Genomic DNA, 18,031 nt, shown 5'->3' on the forward strand with positions numbered 1-18,031 from the left:
AATGGAGCTAAGCCACTTAGAAAATCTTATAAGGGATGCTAGCAAGCTAAATCAATTACATAGCTTTTAAAAAGGCACAAGTTTAAGGTAGTCGCCTTTCACGACTTTAAAGGGACTTATATGCGCACCAATGCAATACAGTCGCAAAACACGACGGTAAAGAACTATTTCACAGAAATACAAGAAAATTATTGGTGCTTTTCGTTGCTCTTATCGAATTTAGAACTGTGATAAAGCATATTAGTAAAATTCAATAATGCGTCAAGCAATGACTCTTTTACTTCTGTATCAGTATATGAATGAGTAGCATGTAAAAGTCTTTGACCTTCTGGCATTTCGAATAAAAAGCCCATTTTATCAGTGAAAAATTTTACTCTTTCTTTTTCATCTTTTGGGACTTCTAAATTCATTAATTCGGCATACAAATCAATAACCTTTTTCAAGTTTCCATATTCTTTCTGAAACTCAACCATATTTTGCATCGTTTCACTACCTATACTTTTAGCAATAGAAGCTAAAATATTGTTTTCGTTTTCCCTTGAATGCTGATACGTAAAGCCTTCATTGTATCCATCACTTAAAAGCTTAATAATATCTTTTTTGCTTGATGTGCCTTGTAAATATGGAACAGAAACATTATAAAAACGTGCTAATGCTTCCCAAACAGAGGCTTTTGGGTTTCTTTTACCACGTTCATATTTTGAAAGCGCATCAGGGGAAATAGAAACGTTACACTGTTCCTTAATTGCAGAACTTAAATCTTTAAAAGTTAATTGCTTCTTGTCTCTCATTTTTTTCAATCGGTTCATACATATCACCACCTTTTTATAAGTAATAATACCATAAAACGACAGTTTATAATACAAAAGTATTTATAATACTTTTGTATTGAGATACATTTGAATCATAGAAATACAAATGTATTAAGAAAGAGAGTATGAAAATATGACTAACCAATATTTGAATTTTAAAAATGCCAGCCAATATTTAGGATTTAAATCCATGAAAACATTAAAAAAATACATTGATGCAGGCTTGCCAGTTGTAATTGTGGGTAAATCTAAAAAGATTCGTAAAACTGATATTGATAACTTTATGGCTAAGCATATAACAACTGCTAAGCCACAAGAAAGCAAGTAAACAAAATAAAAAAGCAGTCTGAAAGAGGTAGAAAAATGACAGCTCTTAATACATTCCTTTACTTAAAAGAAAGAGAACATTTAAATCATGCAAAACTTAAACCGCTTAACAAAAGCCGAACGAAAATTTTATTTAAGCATCCCTAAGGGTATCGAAAACGCAATACCAGCAAGAAGACTAACCCAAATAACAGGGATGAGTGCCAGAACATTAACCGCCTGCGCTAATGGATTAAGAAATAAACATTTTTCTATTGGTTCTAGCAGGTCGAATGTTGATGGTGGCTACTATATCATTACTAACGATGAAGAACTTAACTCAACAGTTAGAGAGATAGAAGCCAACGCACGCAAGCAACTTCAAACAGCTTACAACCTAAAAAAGGGATGGAAAGACAGAAAGAAGATGAATAAATGAACGAGCAAGAAAACATCTTACAGTTACTTAACGACCAGCAAGCCGAATTAAATGCGGTTATGAGCTATGAGTTAGGAAGCTTTAACACTGTCGGAAACCTTTACGAGCATCTTATTTATGAACCAGATAAAGGCGACAGTAAGCGCACAATAAGCGCAATTAAAGCAACTATTAGGAATTTAGACAGCATTAAAGAAAATGCTAGCGGGCTAAGGCGTATCCTTGCCCATTTACAGGAGAAAATAGAACAATGAGACGACTATATAAAACATTTAAAGACTGGCTTTACTTGCCAGATGGTCGACAAGCTGAACCGTTTAACCTTTTACTATTCGGCATTCTTGCCTTGTCTGCCCTTGTTGCAATCGTTAGCTTTACCAGAACACTAGCGCTGTTTCTGGCATTAACCAGATAGGAGATTTAAAAGAATGGAAATCATTTACCCACCGTTAGTAGAACAAGCTTATCAGATGATGAAGAAACTTAATAAGAATTTATCTAAACAAGAAATCTATAAAAAGTTAATTGAGATTAATATGATTGACCAGCACGGCAACCCGACCAAGTGGGCGCTTGATAATGGACTAGTTACAGAAGCCAGTACGATCGAGGAAGCAAGAAGCAAGCTTAATCAAATCAAACCACAAGAAATTGAAGACCAAGCAGACGCAGACCTTAAAAATGTTTTTAGCCGTATGCCAAAAAGCGCATTTAATTATTTAAATGACAATGACGAGTACGCAATGGATAGTAAAGAGCTTAAAAGGGCTATTCAATCAGCGTTAAAAGATGGTAGTTTGTCCCGTGCTGGTCGTATAAAGTGGCAAAAAGTATTAAAGGATATTAAAAGACAGGAGCAGAATAATGACTAATCAAGAAAAAACATTGCATCAAGCCAACAAGGTTGGAGAATTAACTTTTTTAATTGAACGAATTGCCGACCTAGCACAAGCTACAACATGGCTATTAACACCATTAGAAGACCAAGAAAAAGATATCCAAGTAGCAAGCACACTCGCATCTACTAGCTTAGACTACTTAGCCCAAGCCGAAAAACTAGCTACTCAATTAGTAAAAGATGCAGAAGCCAACGCATCCCAAAAGGATAATAAACCAAAAGAAGAAAGATGGTGGAAAGAATGAGCCAAGCAATCGGGTATGAAAATCAAGACCAGATACTAAACCGCAAAAGCCTAGCCGAATATTTTCACGTTAGCCCAAATAGTATAGATGACTGGGTTAATTTAGGGATGCCGTATATTCAACTAAGCAAGACAAAAAGGTTTAGTACTAAGAGCGCCCTTAAATGGTTGCATGGGCATGAAGAAACTAAGCAAAACAAAAAGCGCCCTATCCATGTGATAAATGAATAAAGGCACTTAATAAAATTAACAACAACACAATTATAGCAGTTTATGAGCGTAAACGGGCTATTTTAGGGCTTTTAAATCTCTCAATCGCCAAACTTTAATTTTACTTTATTCCCTTTATTAGCTTAGAAATAAGGATATTTATTAGAACGAGAAAAGACAACGTAATAAATCAATTTTAAAAGAGCAGGCTCTAACAGCTTGCTTTTTTATTTAACCCACTTTAACGATTTTTAAATTAAGGATGACAATATGACGAGAATAAAAAAACAAAATTCGGTGAAAAATATCCACCATCAAAATAAGGCAAAAACTAACTATTCTAATAAGCAAGTTAAAGGTACACTTTTTGGACCCTATGGAGAGTTAAAAAAGAACATTTGCTTAGTTAAGTGGGACAGAATTACATTATCAGGAACTCTATTAGCTGAATTGAATAGATCCACGTTATTAAAATTAGGCTGGAAAGAAAAAAATAATATTGATGGATACGCCCAGCAATTTAAATTAATGAGAAAGAGAAAAGAAGTAGCCGTATTGATAAGAAATGAACATCGTGGGCGCAATTCATGGCGTTTAGATACATCTAACCATCTAACTAAATCAGATAAAGAAAAGCTAACAAAAACAGCCCAGTTAATGCAAGACAACATACATATAACTAGACTGGATTTAGCATTTGATTTTATTAATTGTGAACACAGCGGTATGAAGCACAAATTTTATAAATCAGGTACATCACAAGCGCTATTTTTAGATAGGCGTGGCATACTTGAAACCCTATATACTGGCAAGCAGTATTCAAGCATCCGCTATTGCTATTATAACAAATTGAAAGAACGTAAAAAAGAACGTGCTAGCATTCCTAAGGACTATAAGACGTGGGAACGTATCGAATTACGGTTAAAAGGTCAAAAGGTTAATGAATGGATCACACAAGCTACAAAGATGTTGAAATGTTTTAAGTTGCCAACCATTGAAACCAATAGCCAACTAAAAGGAACAACTAAACTCATACTAATCCGACTTATTGAACATCCAAAAGAAATAAACGAACTAAAAAGCAAAAGTTCACGTTCAAAATATCGCAAACTAATTAAAAAATACAATGGTTTTAATACAGACTTGCAAGAGCTGGCACTAAATGAACTTAACAAGCGTATCCCAGAACTTAACAAAGAACTTCTAGACTTTGATAGTAGATTAATAACGCAACTATTCAGCATTGATTAAGAGGTTAAGAAAATGACACAAGAAAAAGAAATACATTTCACAGGGTATGAGCATCAAATAAGTACTTGGAGAGATTTAAACCCAACTGAACGTTTTACCTTACTGATACTTCAACAGCTAGCAGAAGTTAGTAAAGACCCACGAGGAACATATATTACTAATGAACGCATGTTAGTACGCCTTTATCCTTACCATAAAAAACTATACAAATCCTTATACATCAATAGTTTTAGCTTGATATTTAGCACAATAAAGCTAAGTATTAAGCTTTTTATTTTGTGTACTTATAAATCATTAGTTGATATTTACTTTATTAACTTACCTAATCCTATTGCTTAACTTAGATACATAAAAAGCATTTAGATATTTCAGCAATTACGTTTCATTGAAGTGATAAACCTACACCAACCTAGCTTATATAAAGTAACGTTTCGTGACGTTAGAATTTGTTGAGATAAACCTACACCAACCTAGCTTATATCCTTAAGGGATGCTAACACCTAACGGGTATAACTAAGCCTTTACCCTATTGATTACATTGCTACCTTATCGCATACCTAACCATAACCAACACTAACACACATCACACTACTACCAGCAGACTACACTAACACCACACGACAGCAAGCACACAGCAACACTGCTACTGTATCATGTTGCATCACATCATCTTACTAACAACAAACAAAGAAACAAAAGCAAAACAACATCAAGCAATAGCACGACAGACCAACCACGATGCACGACCATGCAACAGCTAACCATCTACCTACCTGCTTACTGTATCCATATCCAACCTAACTACTAAAAGCAAGCTAACGCATGCAAGCATGTACTACACCAGACGAACAGCATAGATAAAACCAAACCTTTTGCAAGATAAACAACAACCAAATAGCAAACCACAATCACATTAAGCAACTGCATTGCATCAAAGCCTTTTAATTGACCTTTTAAAATAGCTTTTTAGTAACTGATTAACTTGTTAATGGTTATATCCTAGCTTACAAGTGTGCAACCTTGTACAGTTGTTATAGTTCTCAACCATAACCAGAACAGCATAAAAGATAAAACATTGAACGAGATTAAAATTATTTTGCCTTGATACCTGCAATATATCCCCCCCTACTGGCTAAAAATATTTTGGTATTGAATGCAGTGGAGCGGTGCAGGTCCACACTTCACAAAAAATGCGCTTTATTTTTAAAAAAAGTTGCCGATTTAAGGCATACATGAAGCACCATAATATTAAAAAATTTAGGCGCACACACATACTTCTATAAGCCTTGATATTAAAGGGATGATAGCAATTAAACAAACACATTATATTGGAGTTAACTAAACAATGATTTATATATAAAAGTGCAGGGGTGAAATTAGCCTTTTTTAAGCCGTTTTAATTATGTTAAGTATGATTACGCAAGAAGCAATTAAAAACGCTTTGAAGTAGTTAAATTTTAAAAATAAACGTATGTTTGGAGCAAAAGAACAGAGAGCAAAATAAAAACGACAAGAAAATTAATTCTTATCGCTTAGAGCTGTTTATTAAATTCAAGAAAAAGAAAACCATTGCGTTCCTTAACTGGCTTCTTTAATTATATTTTACCATTAATTATAGGTATATACCAATTAACTTAGTGGGATGCACTTAATAGCCTGCGCTACCATCTCGGTACTTCGCATTGCTTTAAGTAAGAGCTAAACACATCTCTTTGAACGATCTGAATATTAACTAGTCCAAAAATAGGCTTGTTAACCCTTTCATCCCTTAAACAACAAACAAAAAACGACCTAGCACAATGCTAAGCCGTAAAAGGATGATTTAGTATTAATCTATAAAGGAATAATTTTATTTTACTTCAAATTTCAAAAAGCTAAAAGCTTTAAAATAACCCGTTTATGCTATTACTAAATTAAATTTTTATAATTCCATAAGGCGGGCACGGGTCAATTAGACCAATTTATAAAATGGTTCACTTGATGGATTTTTTTACTACAAAAATTGCTACAAGTTATTAAATCTGAAAAAATCACAAACAATCTAAGAAAACAAAAAAGCCTTAAAATCAACGTTTTAAAGCATTGAGATTAAGACTTTTTAAATTAATTGGGTTAGCTGGATTCGAACCAGCGCATGATGGTACCAAAAACCATTGCCTTACCACTTGGCTATAACCCATCCTTCAAGCCTTTTACTTGTTGGCTCTATTTGAATGAACTTAATCACTCAACGATTAATATCATATTATAAATGCGGACTTCTGTCAACAAAATTATTCTAAATAATATTTTTATTTTTTGTTTACTTAAAATCATAAAAAAAGATCGCCAAAAAGGCGACCTTTTAATCTTTAATTCAGTTGATATTAGTACCAGCCGTTAGTTTGCCAGAACTTTTGAGCACCAGTCCATGAACCGTAACGTGATTTTACGTAGTTATCTGCTACACGTTCTTGGTTTGCTGCTGAGTAATCTCCACCAAGGTATGATGCTGATAATTGGTATTTACCAATGTATTGACCATTTCTTGCTGAGTATGAACCACCTGATTCACGTCCTGCAATCCAAGCCTTAGCTGCTGCTTCAGAACCAGATACGTTTGAAGTGTAGCTAGTAGTTGCTTGAGTTTGAGTATTTTGTGCTACTTGAGTAGTTTGCTTTTGTGCTGGAGCGTAGCTGTAAGTTCTTTGTTGTTGCACAGGTGCTGAGTAAGTACGTTGTACATTGTAGTTGTAGTTAGTCTTAGGAGCTTGTGCAACAGTTTGATGTTGAGCTGGAGCTTGTGCTTGTTGTGCAGGAGCTGCAGTCTTAGCTTGAGTATTTTGTGCTGAAACTTGTTGTGAAGCTACAGTAGTAGTTTGCTTTTGTACTGGTTGTTGTACTTGAGCAGTTTGTTGTTTTTGAACTGGAGCTTGTACTTGAGTTTGAGCTTGTTGTACAGAAGCTTGTGCTTGAGGAGCTACAGTAGTAGCAACCTTAGCAGTAGCAGCATTTCCACCTTCTACAGTGTACTTAGCCATAATCCATTGGTTTGCACCAAGGTCGTACCACTTGTTACCCATAGCATCGTAAGCAGTTCTTACAACTTTCCAAGTAGTACCGTGTACTAATTCCTTACCAGTAAAGTTGGCATTTTCAATACCATCCCAAACGGCAACAGTAGAATTTGCATTGTTAATAGTTACAACATTAGTATCATTTTGAACAATAGTAGCAGCTTGTGCGTCATTAGTATTTTGTGAATTTAAAGCTACCAAACCAGTTGCGGTAAGAGCAGCTGCTGCAAGTGACTTAGTTAAGATAGATTGAAATTTCAAGAGAAATTCTTCCTTTCATATTTGTCAGTCATTTAATTTACAAGTTACATAATACAATCTCAAAATGTCAAAACTATAACATAAATGCTACTACATTATTAAATAAAAGTGCCTTATGTTACAGTTTGCGTAATATTTGTAATTTGCACACGCTTTCTTGTAATATTCGGGTACAAAAAAAGAGATGTCATTGAAACATCTCTTTTTTCACCTATTCGCTATTTTTTAGTACCAGCCGTTTGATTGCCAGAAACTTTGAGCATTAGTCCATGAACCGTAACGTGATTTTACATAGTTATCTGCTACACGTTCTTGGTTTGCTGCTGAGTAGTCTCCACCAAGGTATGATGCTGATAATTGATACTTACCAATGTATTGGCCATTTCTTGCTGAGTATGAACCACCTGATTCACGTCCTGCAATCCAAGCTTTAGCTGCTGCTTCAGAACCAGATACGTTTGAAGTATAGCTTGATTGTGATTGTGCAGGTTGTGCTTTTTGTACTGGGGCTTGTTGAGTTTGAGTACTTTGTACTGATGAGTAAGAACCTACTGAAGTCTTAGGAGCTGAGTATGAACCTTGAGTAGTTTGAGTTTGTGCTGCAGTATTGTATGAGCTTGCTTGTGAAGTAAACAATTCTGAAGCAACATTAGGGTCAACAGTATCTTTACCTAAGCGAGTGTACTTAGCCATTACCCATTGGTTTGCACCAAGGTCGTACCATTTGTTACCTGCATCATCGTATGCAGCTCTGATAACTTTCCAAGCAGTTGCGTGTGGTAAGTATTGACCAGTCATTTGCTTATCAGGACCGTATGAATTCCAAACAGCAATGCTCTTATGTGGAAGATAGTTAATTGTAACAACTTTTTCTTGTTGACCAACAGTAACTTCTGCGGCCTTTACAGTGTTTTGAGTATTATTTACAACTGCTACACCTGCTAAAGTAAGAGCAGCGGCTGCAGCGGTTTTAGTTAAAGTAGATTTCAAATTTTTATTAAGCATATCCAAAATTAAATTCTCTCCTTGATAAATTTGATTTGAATCATTTATTTTGTCAATTTCAATTTACAGGTTATATAATACATGCCCAATATTGCAGAACAGTTCCCAGAAAATTAAGGATATATTTCATCTTGTTACATTTCTGTAATATTTCTCTCTTAAATTACAATAATGTAACGATGTAATCGTTCTGTAGCAAAAAAGGCAAAAAAATAGGAGCTAGAGTTTTTAGCTCCTATTTTCTCTTCTGCTTATTAGTCTATGTTTAACTTCATTAAAATGCCTTACATCTGTAAATTTAAGATGAGGAAAGCTAGTTAACAACCTTTTTTGATTCCATGAAAATGATTCTAGTAGTTTATCAAAGCGATCATTAAGCTTGTTCTCATCTACTTTTAGCTGTGCATTTAACCGTTCATCCCAATGTTTAGTACTAAGATGAAGCTTCTCTACACTGATAATGGTGAGAATAAAATCAGTTCCCATGACTAAAAGTATCATTAAAGCCAAATAACCATGTGTTTTTGCTTCTTCCCAATTAATAATTTTCTGAATAAAAGGTTGAACTATTTTTACTAAGAAAACAACCCCTAATCCCCAAAATAAAGAAATAATTGGAGCAACCCTTCCTTGAATATTTCCCCATAAATGAGAATAATCCCACAACTTCATATTAAACACATACTGTAAAAACACGCTAGCGCAATACTCAAAAATAGTCGCTACTATCACTCCCACTACATACAATAGGAAGAGATTGTCTTGAATTCGATATGTGCAGATTAAAATTGTGGTTACTGCAAAGCCATAAACAGGACAATACGGACCGAACAAAAAGCCACGATAATCATAATGATGGTCTTTAATTGAACAATAAATTGTCTCCCATATCCAGCCAATTACAGAATATGTAAAAAAGAGAACAACAATTTCTGAAAGAGTAAATGGCATTGTTCCTACCTCATAGATAATCTTTAGATAATTCTTCTATCTTAAAGATATCATGTTTTCTATAAATTATGACGTAAAACAGCTCTGGAAAAATTGACTAAAAAGCGTAAAAATATTCTTATCTATCTGTGAAAGGGATATATTATAATGAAGAAAATAAATAAAACAGCTAATAAATATGCCAATTTTCTCCGCTTCTTCATCATGGTTGCATTGGGAATATTAGGAGCACTACTAATCTTTCTCATGTTTGGGCAACTATTTGCAATTGGTCAAATAATGATTAAAAACAGTCTCATTAACATACCAACTAAAATTCTAGATGAGATAGTTACCTTCTTCTTGTTTTTTGAATTTTCAGCAATGATTATTGCCGCCCTTAAACATATGGGACATACTAGTCTAAACTTTTTAATGAGTTTAGGTATTACTGCCCTATTACGAAACTTAATCACTGCACATGGCGAACCGATGCAAATTTTAATTCATGCAATTGCAATTTTATTATTAATCATCGGAATAGTTATCTTGAACAAGCATATAAAACTATAAATTTAATTCATATGCTATTCGACTAGGATCAGCTGGATCCTCTTCCACTTGAATAATTCCACGTTCAATAAAATTATGTTTTACAACCAAATGTTGCATAATCTTATTTTTACGTGAAGTATCAATTCTAAAATTTCTAATTTCCTGACTAGCCATTATTGAAATTAAATCTGAAAACACAAAATTTGCCAGATGCATACCACGATATTTACTACTAATTGCTAGTCGATGAAAAGTTGCATAATTATCATTATTATTTTTCCAAGCACCATCAATATTTTGATATGTTGCTTCTTTACCCACTATACTTGCTACGTAGCCAGCAACTTGATTATCTACCATTAAAACTAATGCATTCATATTTTTAATATCAGTTTGAATTGTATTTTCATTAGGATAATTTCCTTGCCACTGGCTACTGCCACTTTGTTTTAAAAATAATTTTGCTTCATTAATGATCATCATAATTTCAGGTAAGTCATTATCGTCAGCATAACGTGTATAAATCAAGGTCATTTCTCATCACTACTTTCATTTTTTTACTAGTATACCTAAAAAAAGGCAGAACAAGCGCTCTACTTTTTATAACTTTCCTTCAACTACTTAAAATATCAGCGTAATCTTATTCTAATCGTTGAAAGATTTATTTATCATTTCACGAATTCTTTTAAAGACAAAATCAATTTATCTATTTCTATAAATCTTTCATTATTTAAAACTATGAAAAAAGTCCTTCAAATAAAGTTTCATTGAACTTCTTTGAAGGACTTCTTTTAGTTAATACCCTGAGTGCTGAATGCCAGGATCGAACTGGCGACCTCTTCTTTACGAGGGAAGCGCTCTACCAACTGAGCTAATTCAGCATTAACACTAGAATTATAACAAAGATTTTCTTCTCATGTAAAGGATCTAAGATATTTTACAAACAAAAAGTCGAAGTAGCATTCTACTCCGACTTTTGATTAAAAGTTAGCTGTATCTGGATCAGTAGCTAATCCACTAACTCCATGTAAGCTATCTAATTTTTTCATTTGTTCAGAATGCAAGTTAAAATCAAATACTTCTACATTAGCTGCAATGTATTTGTCATGAACTGATTTAGGTAGCGGTAAAAATCCATGTTCTAAAGACCAACGAATTAAAACTTGAGCTGGAGATTTTCCTACTTCCTTAGCTATTTCATTAACAGTTTCATTATCTAATAACCCACCAGTACCTAATGGACTATATGCTTCGCTAAGCATACCTAATTCATCATTAACTTTAACAACATCCTCTTGAAGACCGCTAGGATTAAGCATAATTTGATTAACCGCAGGCTTTATTTCAGCTGTTTTAAGGAGTTCATCTAAGTGATGTTTCCTAAAGTTAGATACACCAATCGCTCTAATTTTTCCAGCTTTTACTGCTTCTTCCATAGCACGCCAGCTTTCAGAATTTGCTTCAGCCCAGTGATCACGCATAGCAACTGGATTAGGCCAGTGAATTAAGTACAAGTCTAAATAATCAACCTTTAAATTTTGTAAACTCCTATCAATGGCTGCCTTAGCTGATTTATAACTATGATCTGCATTCCAAAGCTTAGTTGTAATAAACAAATCATGACGATTTATTCCACTATTTTTAATCGCTTGACCAACACTTTCCTCATTACCATAAGCGGCGGCCGTATCAATATGCCGATAGCCTGACTTAAGTGCTGCTTCAACTGCATGCTTTGCAATATCTCCGTTAGGTGTTTTCCAAGTTCCAAATCCAATAATTGGAATCTTTACACCATTATTTAATGTATATGTATCTTCGAATGAATTAAAATTCATATAGCTACCTCATTTCTTAGTTTGCTTACATTATATAAGCAAGTTATGAAGACTTTATGAGGGTCGTTTTTTATCCCACTACTTAAATAACTCATTAAAGGCTTCTGACATAGTAGGATGAGTATAAATTTGATCTCTTAAAACTGTGTAAGAAAGATGAGCCTTCATTGCTAAAGAAATCATATTAATTAACTCATATGATTCAATTCCATATAAAGTTGCACCTAAAATTTCTTCAGTTTCAGGATCAACTAAAGCCTTAAATAATCCTCTGCTATCTTTAGCAACTTTTGCTTTAGGAATAGCCGCAACAGATAATTTAAATAATTTATACGTTTTATTTTGTTTTTGAGCCTGCTTTTCATTTATGCCGACTTGAGACAAAGCTGGTGAAATAAAGACACTATATGGAACTACTTTTCTATCGCTGATCATTCGTGCGCCAGTACCAAATAATTGATCTTTAATAATCCTAAAATCATCTAAAGAAATATAAGTAAATTGAAGACCACCCTTAACATCTCCAATTGCCCACACATTATCAACTGTTGTTCTCAAAAAGTCATCTACTTTAATTGCACCTCGATCAGTTACTTCAATTGAAGTATTTTCTAAACCAAGTTCTTCAATATTAGGCTTTCTTCCTATTGCAACTAAAATACGATTTGCACTAATTTCTTTTTCTTGACCATTTAATTGGTAATAAACTTTTGCTTCATTTTCTTCATCAGAAATTTTTATGATATCAGCACCAAGTTCAAAATGCACACCAGCATCTTCTAAATCTTTCTTTACTAACTGACTAATATCCTCGTCTTCTCGACCTAAAAATTCCTTACTATGGTCCAGCACAGTTACTTTACTACCATATTTTGCAAACATACTTGCAAATTCTAGTCCAATGTAGCCAGCTCCAATGATTGTTAGGTTCTCTGGCATCTTCTTTTCATCCATTGCTTGGGTAGAATCAAGAATATACTTACTTTCCTTTAGTCCCGGAATCGGTAACATTACTGGAACTGCCCCCGTATTAATAAAAATACGTTCGCCTTTATATTGTGCTTTTTCACCATTAGGCAAATTTACTTGAATTTCATGATCTGAAATAAAATGAGCTTCCCCATCTAATACAGTCACAGTCTTTTCATCTGCAAGCATATGGTAATTTTTATCTCGCAATTGCGCTGTCATCTCATTTTTTCCACTTACAGCATCTACATAAGAGACACCATTTGCTGCTTCAATAATTAATCTTTTTGATGGTAAGCAGGCGATATTAATGCATGTACCACCGTACATCTTATTAGATTTTTCAATTACTAATACTTCCTCACCCTTTTGAGCTAAAAATTTAGCGAGAGTTTTTCCACCTTTACCAAAGCCAATAATAATATTTTTGATTGTCTTCATATTTTTATCCTCTTACTTTTTATAAGTTCAATTCTTTACTTATTATTTTAAACATATAATATTAATTTGCACTATTTTTGCCTATAATTTTTTAATCGCACTATATACAGGTATAAATTTTTAAATCAGAATTTTAAAAATAAGTTATTGTGATAAAATTAACTTGATTCGGTTATTATTTAATAAAAAGGAGTAACTAGTTAATGCGAGTATTAGTTATTGGTGGTGCCGGTTATATCGGCTCTCATGCTGTTAGAAAATTAATTGAAGAAGGAAACGATGTTGTTGTCCTTGACTCTCTCTACACTGGCCATAGAAAGGCCGTTGACAAGAGAGCTAAATTTTACCAAGGCGATATCGAAGATACTAACTTAGTAAGCAAGATTTTACGTGATGAAAACATTGATGCTGTTATGCACTTTGCCGCTTACTCTTTAGTTCCTGAATCTGTTAAAAAGCCTTTGAAGTACTATGACAACAATGTTTCTGGTATGATTTCTCTTCTTCAAGCAATGGATGACGCTAAAGTTAAATACTTAGTATTTTCTTCATCCGCTGCTACTTATGGTATTCCAAAGACTTTACCGATTACTGAAGATACACCACTTGATCCAATCAATCCTTATGGTGAAACCAAGATGATGATGGAAAAGATTATGCACTGGGCTGACAAGGCTGACGGCATTAAGTCTATCGCTCTTCGCTACTTTAATGTTGCTGGTGCCTCAAGCGACGGCTCAATTGGTGAAGATCACGGTCCTGAAACTCACCTAATTCCAAATATCTTAAAGAGTGCTATTTCTGGTGATGGCAACTTTACTATTTTTGGTGACGACTATGACACTAAAGACGGTACTAATGTCCGTGACTACGTTCAAGTTGAAGACTTAATTGACGCCCATATCTTAGCTCTTAAGCAGGTAATGGAAACTAACAAGTCTGATGTCTTTAACTTAGGTACTGCTCAAGGTTACTCAAACTTAGAAATTCTTGAAGCTGCTAAGAAAGTTACTGGCATTGACATCCCTTACACTATTGGACCAAGAAGAGGCGGAGATCCTGACTCATTAGTTGCCGATTCAAGTAAGGCGCGTAAAGTTCTAGGCTGGAAGCCAAAGCATGAAAATGTTGATGACGTTATCGCAACTGCTTGGAACTGGCACAAGAGCCACCCAAAGGGCTACGAAGATAAGTAAAGAATAAAGCAAAAAATAACCATTCAGTTAGTTGCTAGCTGAATGGTTATTTTTTATCTTAAATTATTCACACAATTTTTCATTTCCCTGACATCTAAGATACTGTGTGCGAATTCCTTTCTTACTAATTCATCTGGTAAATACTCATCATACTTATCAAAAACAGGAACTTCTTTCGGATAGACTAGCTCTAAAGGATCGAACTCTTTATTTGCTTCTTCTCTTAAAATTTCTAGAAATTCATCCTTACTTACATCCATTGCAAACTGCATAAAATATGGACGGCTAGAATTGAAGCCTCTTAAACCTATCCGTTTAGCACATTTAATTTTAATTAATCTTTCTAATGATAAGAAAGCATACGTTCCAGTCCACGGAAAAAGACACCACATTTTTCCGCCAAGATTAATTAAATTACTTTCTAGCATCCCGGAAGTGTTTGCTGTATCTCGTACTTCTCTCAAGCGTGCTATTGCATGTTCCATTAAATACGGATATTTTGTCTTTTCGCCTAAAATCTTTTTCATTCTCTGCAAAATTTTAGGTTGAATATCACCTGCTACATCCCCAAAATAAGCAGGAATTCGTCCTTTAACAGGATGGCAATAGACCTGATGTCTTTTTCGATCCACATCTTCTACTACCCAAACACGGCCTGCAATAGCTATTTTATCTCCAACTGGAGGTGGCTTAACAATTGTTCCGAGTTCTTCCGATTCAGATTTAACAGAATATTCTTCATTTTCCTGAAAAACAGCATAAAACTTAAAGTTATTTACTACGCGCTCTCCAGCTAATCCAACAATCAATCCGCCATTTTCGGTTTGTTGAATATGATCTTCCTTGATCAAATGTCGCAATAATACTCGATAATCATCTTGACTAACATTATGAAAATAATGAAGCGTTAATACCCTGGACGCTAGTTCAGCCGGTGTCATTTCTCCATTTGAAGCTAAGGTGGACATTGTTTGATGATATAAAAGGCTATATGGCAACCTATTTAGTTCAGGCAGCTCCACCCATTTTTCTTCTAAGTAAAGCTGAACTAAGGCGATTCCTTGAAGCAAGGACCAAGGGATAATTTCCGGGAGCATTGCACGAGACTCAGGGTGTGATTCCCGCATCACAAACCACATTTCCGACGGATTACCTCTTCGACCAGTTCTCCCCATTCTCTGTAAGAATCCCGATACTGTAAAAGGTGCATCAATTTGAAAGGCACGTTCTAATTTTCCAATATCAATTCCTAACTCAAGTGTTGCTGTTGCACAAGTTGTCATCAGAGAATCTACATCTTTCATTTCTGCTTCCGCAGTTTGCCGATATGCAGCTGATAAATTACCATGATGAATTAAAAAGCGATCTGGCTCATGATTTACCTCGCAATACTGTCTTAGAACTTGACACACTGCCTCACATTCTTCTCGGCTGTTAGTAAAAACTAAGCACTTTTTTCCGCGCGTATGTTCAAAAATATATGCCATTGACGGATCGGCCATTTGGGGAGCTTGATCACTTTTTTCATCTAAAACAGGTTGAGCTGGATCAAAGCCATTACTATCGGCTTGTGGACCATTATCATAAAAATGCTCCATTGATAGTCGCCAAACTTGACCACCGCCTTCTGCCTTAGGAACTACCGTTTTATGCTTAGACCCTGCTCCTAAAAATCTAGCAGCAGATTTGGTATCACCAATTGTCGCAGAAAGTCCAACACGTCTGGGATCAACTCCAGCCATTTTGGATAATCTTTCAATTAAACAAAAAGTCTGCCCTCCTCGATCTGATCTTAAAAAGGAATGCAATTCATCAATGACTATATATCTTAAATCATGAAATAAATTTGGAATATCCATATGCTTATTAATCATCAATGATTCCAATGATTCTGGCGTAATCTGTAAAATTCCTGAAGGATGCCGCAATAGTTTTCTTTTTTGAGTTTGTGCTACTTCACCATGCCAGCGCCAAACTGGAATATCAACATCTTGACATAGATCCGTTAAACGTTCATATTGGTCATTAATTAAAGCTTTTAATGGTGAAATATAAAGCACTCCAACTGACTGCGGAGGATTTTCATATAAGTCAGTTAAAATAGGGAAAAATGCGGCCTCAGTCTTACCGGAAGCCGTAGAAGCAGCTAATAACACATTATCTTGACTATTAAAAATCGTCTCTGCTGCTCCAACCTGAATTGAACGTAAATTTTTCCAATCATGTTCATAAATATAGTCTTGAATAAAAGGCGCAAAACGTGTAAAAATATCCATTTCTCACTCAAATTCTAAATTCAGCAAAATTATTATCCGTTTCATCCGAAACAGCTTCTGATTCAGTATACGCAAACTTATCAGAATTTAGTAGCTGTTCAATATCAGTCTTCGGATTTTGCCAAACAATATCTAATAATTCAATAAAATCACGAATAATCTCACGTGGCGTAATATTAGAAGAAGCACCTACTCGAGAGTATTCAATTTTAATGAACTTTTCTAAATCACTTTCGGTAATTGTCTTTTCGTATCCATATAAATTGGCATGCATATCGGCTAATTTTTCAGCTAATACCATCATTTCTTCTGGAGTAAGCGGATCAAGCTTGATAACTGGAGCATACATATCACGGTTGCCAGTTTCAGAAAATTTTCCACTAGCAAGACGTGAACGCAAAGCCTCATATGAATACACTCCTCGCCTTTTATCTTCTAGAGCCTGAGGAGTACCACACATAATAATTCCAAGATACTTTGACTTTCCTTGTAATGCGTCATTGTACATCGTTAATATCTTTTCATAGTTATATTGTCGACTAATACTATTAGGAATTTTATAAATATTAACTAATTCATCAATCATGATCATTAAACCGGCGTAGCCTGCTTGTCGGAAGAAGGATGCAAATAGTTTTAAGTATTCATACCAATCATCATCTGAAATTACGATATCTACGCCCAGCTCTTTTTTAGCCTGACTTTTATTTGCGTATTCTCCCCTGAACCATTTAATAACCTTAGCTTTTGTTTCTTCATCATCATTAATATAGGCTTGATAGTACATCTCCAATAATTTAGCAAAGTCAAAACCATGCACTAATTCAGAAAGACTAGAGATTACAGCATAGATTCTTTTATTAACTGCTTCTTCAAAAGCTGGGTCGTCCGCATTTAAGCTAGTATCTGTTGCAACCTGCATTTGAATTGAATTAATCCAGCGATCAAGAATTAAAGTTAACGCTCCACCCTCTGGTCTAGTCTTAGTAGAAAGATTTTGAATCAACTCACGATAAGTAGCTAATCCTTGTCCTTTTCCACCTTGCAGACGTCTTTCAGGTGATAAATCTCCATCAACTACAACAAAATTCTTATCCATCACATAATTTCTAATAGTTTGAAGCAAAAAACTTTTTCCAGAACCATACCGCCCAACAATAAATCTAAAAGAAGCTCCACCATTTTCGATTAATTCTACATCATGTAACAAAGCTTCAATTTCAGACTTTCTTCCTACTGTAACATAAGGCAAACCAATTCTCGGAACTACTCCCCCTTTTAAGGAATTTAAAATAGTTTGAGCTATTCTTTTAGGCACTTTGCGATTTTTGTTAATAGGCATCT

At 34.6% G+C, this 18,031-nt stretch carries 19 protein-coding genes and 2 tRNA genes; 10 read left to right on the top strand and 11 right to left on the bottom strand.

The window, feature by feature from the left end; all coding sequences use genetic code 11:
- Window positions 1-188: 188 nt before the first annotated feature.
- A complete protein-coding gene (locus QM512_RS06620) occupies window positions 189-809 on the bottom strand; it encodes a helix-turn-helix domain-containing protein (protein ID WP_192006267.1) in 621 nt (206 codons plus the stop codon).
- A 193-nt stretch (window positions 810-1,002) separates the two neighbouring features.
- Here QM512_RS06620 and QM512_RS06625 point away from each other — a divergent pair, with 193 nt between their 5' ends.
- The 8 genes from QM512_RS06625 to QM512_RS06660 all read left to right on the top strand — a co-directional run bounded on the left by QM512_RS06625 (window position 1,003) and on the right by QM512_RS06660 (window position 4,499).
- Window positions 1,003-1,140, top strand: coding sequence for a hypothetical protein (locus tag QM512_RS06625; RefSeq protein WP_317133737.1), 138 nt, complete (start codon window positions 1,003-1,005; stop codon window positions 1,138-1,140).
- Between the two features lie 87 nt (window positions 1,141-1,227).
- Window positions 1,228-1,557: a hypothetical protein gene (locus QM512_RS06630; protein WP_270253264.1), complete on the top strand. Its 330-nt coding sequence runs from the start codon at window positions 1,228-1,230 to the stop codon at window positions 1,555-1,557.
- Window positions 1,554-1,811: a hypothetical protein gene (locus tag QM512_RS06635; protein WP_282804994.1), complete on the top strand. Its 258-nt coding sequence runs from the start codon at window positions 1,554-1,556 to the stop codon at window positions 1,809-1,811. The genes QM512_RS06630 and QM512_RS06635 overlap by 4 nt, the downstream gene beginning before the upstream one ends.
- 174 nt (window positions 1,812-1,985) lie before the next feature.
- On the top strand, window positions 1,986-2,429 hold the full coding sequence (locus QM512_RS06640; protein ID WP_282804995.1) for a hypothetical protein: 444 nt from the start codon (window positions 1,986-1,988) through the stop codon (window positions 2,427-2,429).
- A complete protein-coding gene (locus tag QM512_RS06645; protein WP_257585317.1) occupies window positions 2,422-2,700 on the top strand; it encodes a hypothetical protein in 279 nt (92 codons plus the stop codon). The genes QM512_RS06640 and QM512_RS06645 overlap by 8 nt, the downstream gene beginning before the upstream one ends.
- Window positions 2,697-2,930: a DNA-packaging protein gene (locus tag QM512_RS06650; RefSeq protein WP_282804996.1), complete on the top strand. Its 234-nt coding sequence runs from the start codon at window positions 2,697-2,699 to the stop codon at window positions 2,928-2,930. Before QM512_RS06645 ends, QM512_RS06650 begins: the two co-directional genes overlap by 4 nt.
- A gap of 249 nt (window positions 2,931-3,179) precedes the next feature.
- Complete coding sequence (locus QM512_RS06655; protein ID WP_282804997.1) at window positions 3,180-4,160, top strand: hypothetical protein; 981 nt, start codon at window positions 3,180-3,182, stop codon at window positions 4,158-4,160.
- A gap of 12 nt (window positions 4,161-4,172) precedes the next feature.
- Window positions 4,173-4,499 (top strand): hypothetical protein, encoded by a 327-nt coding sequence (locus QM512_RS06660; protein WP_282804998.1) that lies wholly within the window; start codon window positions 4,173-4,175, stop codon window positions 4,497-4,499.
- Between the two features lie 1,768 nt (window positions 4,500-6,267).
- On the opposite strand, the gene QM512_RS06665 is transcribed toward QM512_RS06660, so the two are convergent.
- The 4 genes from QM512_RS06665 to QM512_RS06680 form a co-directional block, all read right to left on the bottom strand.
- Window positions 6,268-6,339: transfer RNA gene (locus tag QM512_RS06665), tRNA-Gln, on the bottom strand.
- Between the two features lie 187 nt (window positions 6,340-6,526).
- Entirely contained in the window at window positions 6,527-7,477 is a 951-nt protein-coding gene (gene apf / locus QM512_RS06670) for an aggregation-promoting factor (RefSeq protein WP_282804999.1), read from the bottom strand.
- 225 nt (window positions 7,478-7,702) lie between these two features.
- Window positions 7,703-8,482 carry an aggregation-promoting factor gene (apf, locus tag QM512_RS06675; protein ID WP_282806456.1) on the bottom strand — a complete coding sequence of 260 codons (780 nt, stop codon included), beginning with the start codon at window positions 8,480-8,482 and terminating at the stop codon, window positions 7,703-7,705.
- A gap of 228 nt (window positions 8,483-8,710) precedes the next feature.
- Complete coding sequence (locus QM512_RS06680; RefSeq protein WP_282805000.1) at window positions 8,711-9,433, bottom strand: putative ABC transporter permease; 723 nt, start codon at window positions 9,431-9,433, stop codon at window positions 8,711-8,713.
- A gap of 147 nt (window positions 9,434-9,580) precedes the next feature.
- On the opposite strand from QM512_RS06680, the gene psiE reads away from it, so the two are divergent.
- Complete coding sequence (gene psiE / locus QM512_RS06685) at window positions 9,581-9,985, top strand: phosphate-starvation-inducible protein PsiE (protein ID WP_282805001.1); 405 nt, start codon at window positions 9,581-9,583, stop codon at window positions 9,983-9,985.
- Here the strand turns inward: psiE and QM512_RS06690 are convergent.
- From QM512_RS06690 to QM512_RS06705, 4 genes are all read right to left on the bottom strand, one after another.
- Window positions 9,980-10,501 (bottom strand): GNAT family N-acetyltransferase, encoded by a 522-nt coding sequence (locus tag QM512_RS06690; RefSeq protein WP_282805002.1) that lies wholly within the window; start codon window positions 10,499-10,501, stop codon window positions 9,980-9,982. The two genes, psiE and QM512_RS06690, sit on opposite strands and share 6 nt — an antisense overlap.
- A gap of 274 nt (window positions 10,502-10,775) precedes the next feature.
- Window positions 10,776-10,848: transfer RNA gene (locus tag QM512_RS06695), tRNA-Thr, on the bottom strand.
- 99 nt (window positions 10,849-10,947) lie between these two features.
- Window positions 10,948-11,805, bottom strand: a complete 858-nt coding sequence (locus tag QM512_RS06700; protein WP_282805003.1) for an aldo/keto reductase — start codon at window positions 11,803-11,805, stop codon at window positions 10,948-10,950.
- Window positions 11,806-11,883: 78 nt separating this feature from the next.
- Window positions 11,884-13,215, bottom strand: a complete 1,332-nt coding sequence (locus QM512_RS06705; RefSeq protein WP_282805004.1) for an FAD-dependent oxidoreductase — start codon at window positions 13,213-13,215, stop codon at window positions 11,884-11,886.
- Window positions 13,216-13,418: 203 nt separating this feature from the next.
- Here QM512_RS06705 and galE point away from each other — a divergent pair, with 203 nt between their 5' ends.
- Complete coding sequence (galE, locus tag QM512_RS06710; protein ID WP_282805005.1) at window positions 13,419-14,411, top strand: UDP-glucose 4-epimerase GalE; 993 nt, start codon at window positions 13,419-13,421, stop codon at window positions 14,409-14,411.
- A gap of 53 nt (window positions 14,412-14,464) precedes the next feature.
- Here the strand turns inward: galE and QM512_RS06715 are convergent, their stop codons facing one another.
- Complete coding sequence (locus QM512_RS06715) at window positions 14,465-16,687, bottom strand: DEAD/DEAH box helicase (protein WP_282805006.1); 2,223 nt, start codon at window positions 16,685-16,687, stop codon at window positions 14,465-14,467.
- Between the two features lie 7 nt (window positions 16,688-16,694).
- The gene (locus QM512_RS06720; protein WP_282805007.1) at window positions 16,695-18,029 is read right to left on the bottom strand and encodes an ATP-binding protein; all 1,335 of its coding nucleotides are present in this window, start codon (window positions 18,027-18,029) and stop codon (window positions 16,695-16,697) included.
- Window positions 18,030-18,031: the final 2 nt, after the last annotated feature.

It is taken from the genome of Lactobacillus isalae (assembly GCF_947539375.1).
In the GTDB taxonomy this organism is placed as follows: domain Bacteria; phylum Bacillota; class Bacilli; order Lactobacillales; family Lactobacillaceae; genus Lactobacillus; species Lactobacillus isalae.

Bases quoted from the DNA above. Each gene is read 5' to 3' on its own strand.
- QM512_RS06620 (WP_192006267.1), bottom strand. From the start codon at position 809: ATGAACCGATTGAAAAAAATGAGAGACAAGAAGCAATTAACTTTTAAA.
- QM512_RS06625 (WP_317133737.1), top strand. From the start codon at position 1,003: ATGAAAACATTAAAAAAATACATTGATGCAGGCTTGCCAGTTGTAATT.
- QM512_RS06630 (WP_270253264.1), top strand. From the start codon at position 1,228: ATGCAAAACTTAAACCGCTTAACAAAAGCCGAACGAAAATTTTATTTA.
- QM512_RS06635 (WP_282804994.1), top strand. From the start codon at position 1,554: ATGAACGAGCAAGAAAACATCTTACAGTTACTTAACGACCAGCAAGCC.
- QM512_RS06640 (WP_282804995.1), top strand. From the start codon at position 1,986: ATGGAAATCATTTACCCACCGTTAGTAGAACAAGCTTATCAGATGATG.
- QM512_RS06645 (WP_257585317.1), top strand. From the start codon at position 2,422: ATGACTAATCAAGAAAAAACATTGCATCAAGCCAACAAGGTTGGAGAA.
- QM512_RS06650 (WP_282804996.1), top strand. From the start codon at position 2,697: ATGAGCCAAGCAATCGGGTATGAAAATCAAGACCAGATACTAAACCGC.
- QM512_RS06655 (WP_282804997.1), top strand. From the start codon at position 3,180: ATGACGAGAATAAAAAAACAAAATTCGGTGAAAAATATCCACCATCAA.
- QM512_RS06660 (WP_282804998.1), top strand. From the start codon at position 4,173: ATGACACAAGAAAAAGAAATACATTTCACAGGGTATGAGCATCAAATA.
- apf (WP_282806456.1), bottom strand. From the start codon at position 8,482: ATGCTTAATAAAAATTTGAAATCTACTTTAACTAAAACCGCTGCAGCC.
- QM512_RS06680 (WP_282805000.1), bottom strand. From the start codon at position 9,433: ATGCCATTTACTCTTTCAGAAATTGTTGTTCTCTTTTTTACATATTCT.
- psiE (WP_282805001.1), top strand. From the start codon at position 9,581: ATGAAGAAAATAAATAAAACAGCTAATAAATATGCCAATTTTCTCCGC.
- QM512_RS06690 (WP_282805002.1), bottom strand. From the start codon at position 10,501: ATGACCTTGATTTATACACGTTATGCTGACGATAATGACTTACCTGAA.
- QM512_RS06700 (WP_282805003.1), bottom strand. From the start codon at position 11,805: ATGAATTTTAATTCATTCGAAGATACATATACATTAAATAATGGTGTA.
- QM512_RS06705 (WP_282805004.1), bottom strand. From the start codon at position 13,215: ATGAAGACAATCAAAAATATTATTATTGGCTTTGGTAAAGGTGGAAAA.
- galE (WP_282805005.1), top strand. From the start codon at position 13,419: ATGCGAGTATTAGTTATTGGTGGTGCCGGTTATATCGGCTCTCATGCT.
- QM512_RS06715 (WP_282805006.1), bottom strand. From the start codon at position 16,687: ATGGATATTTTTACACGTTTTGCGCCTTTTATTCAAGACTATATTTAT.
- QM512_RS06720 (WP_282805007.1), bottom strand. From the start codon at position 18,029: ATGCCTATTAACAAAAATCGCAAAGTGCCTAAAAGAATAGCTCAAACT.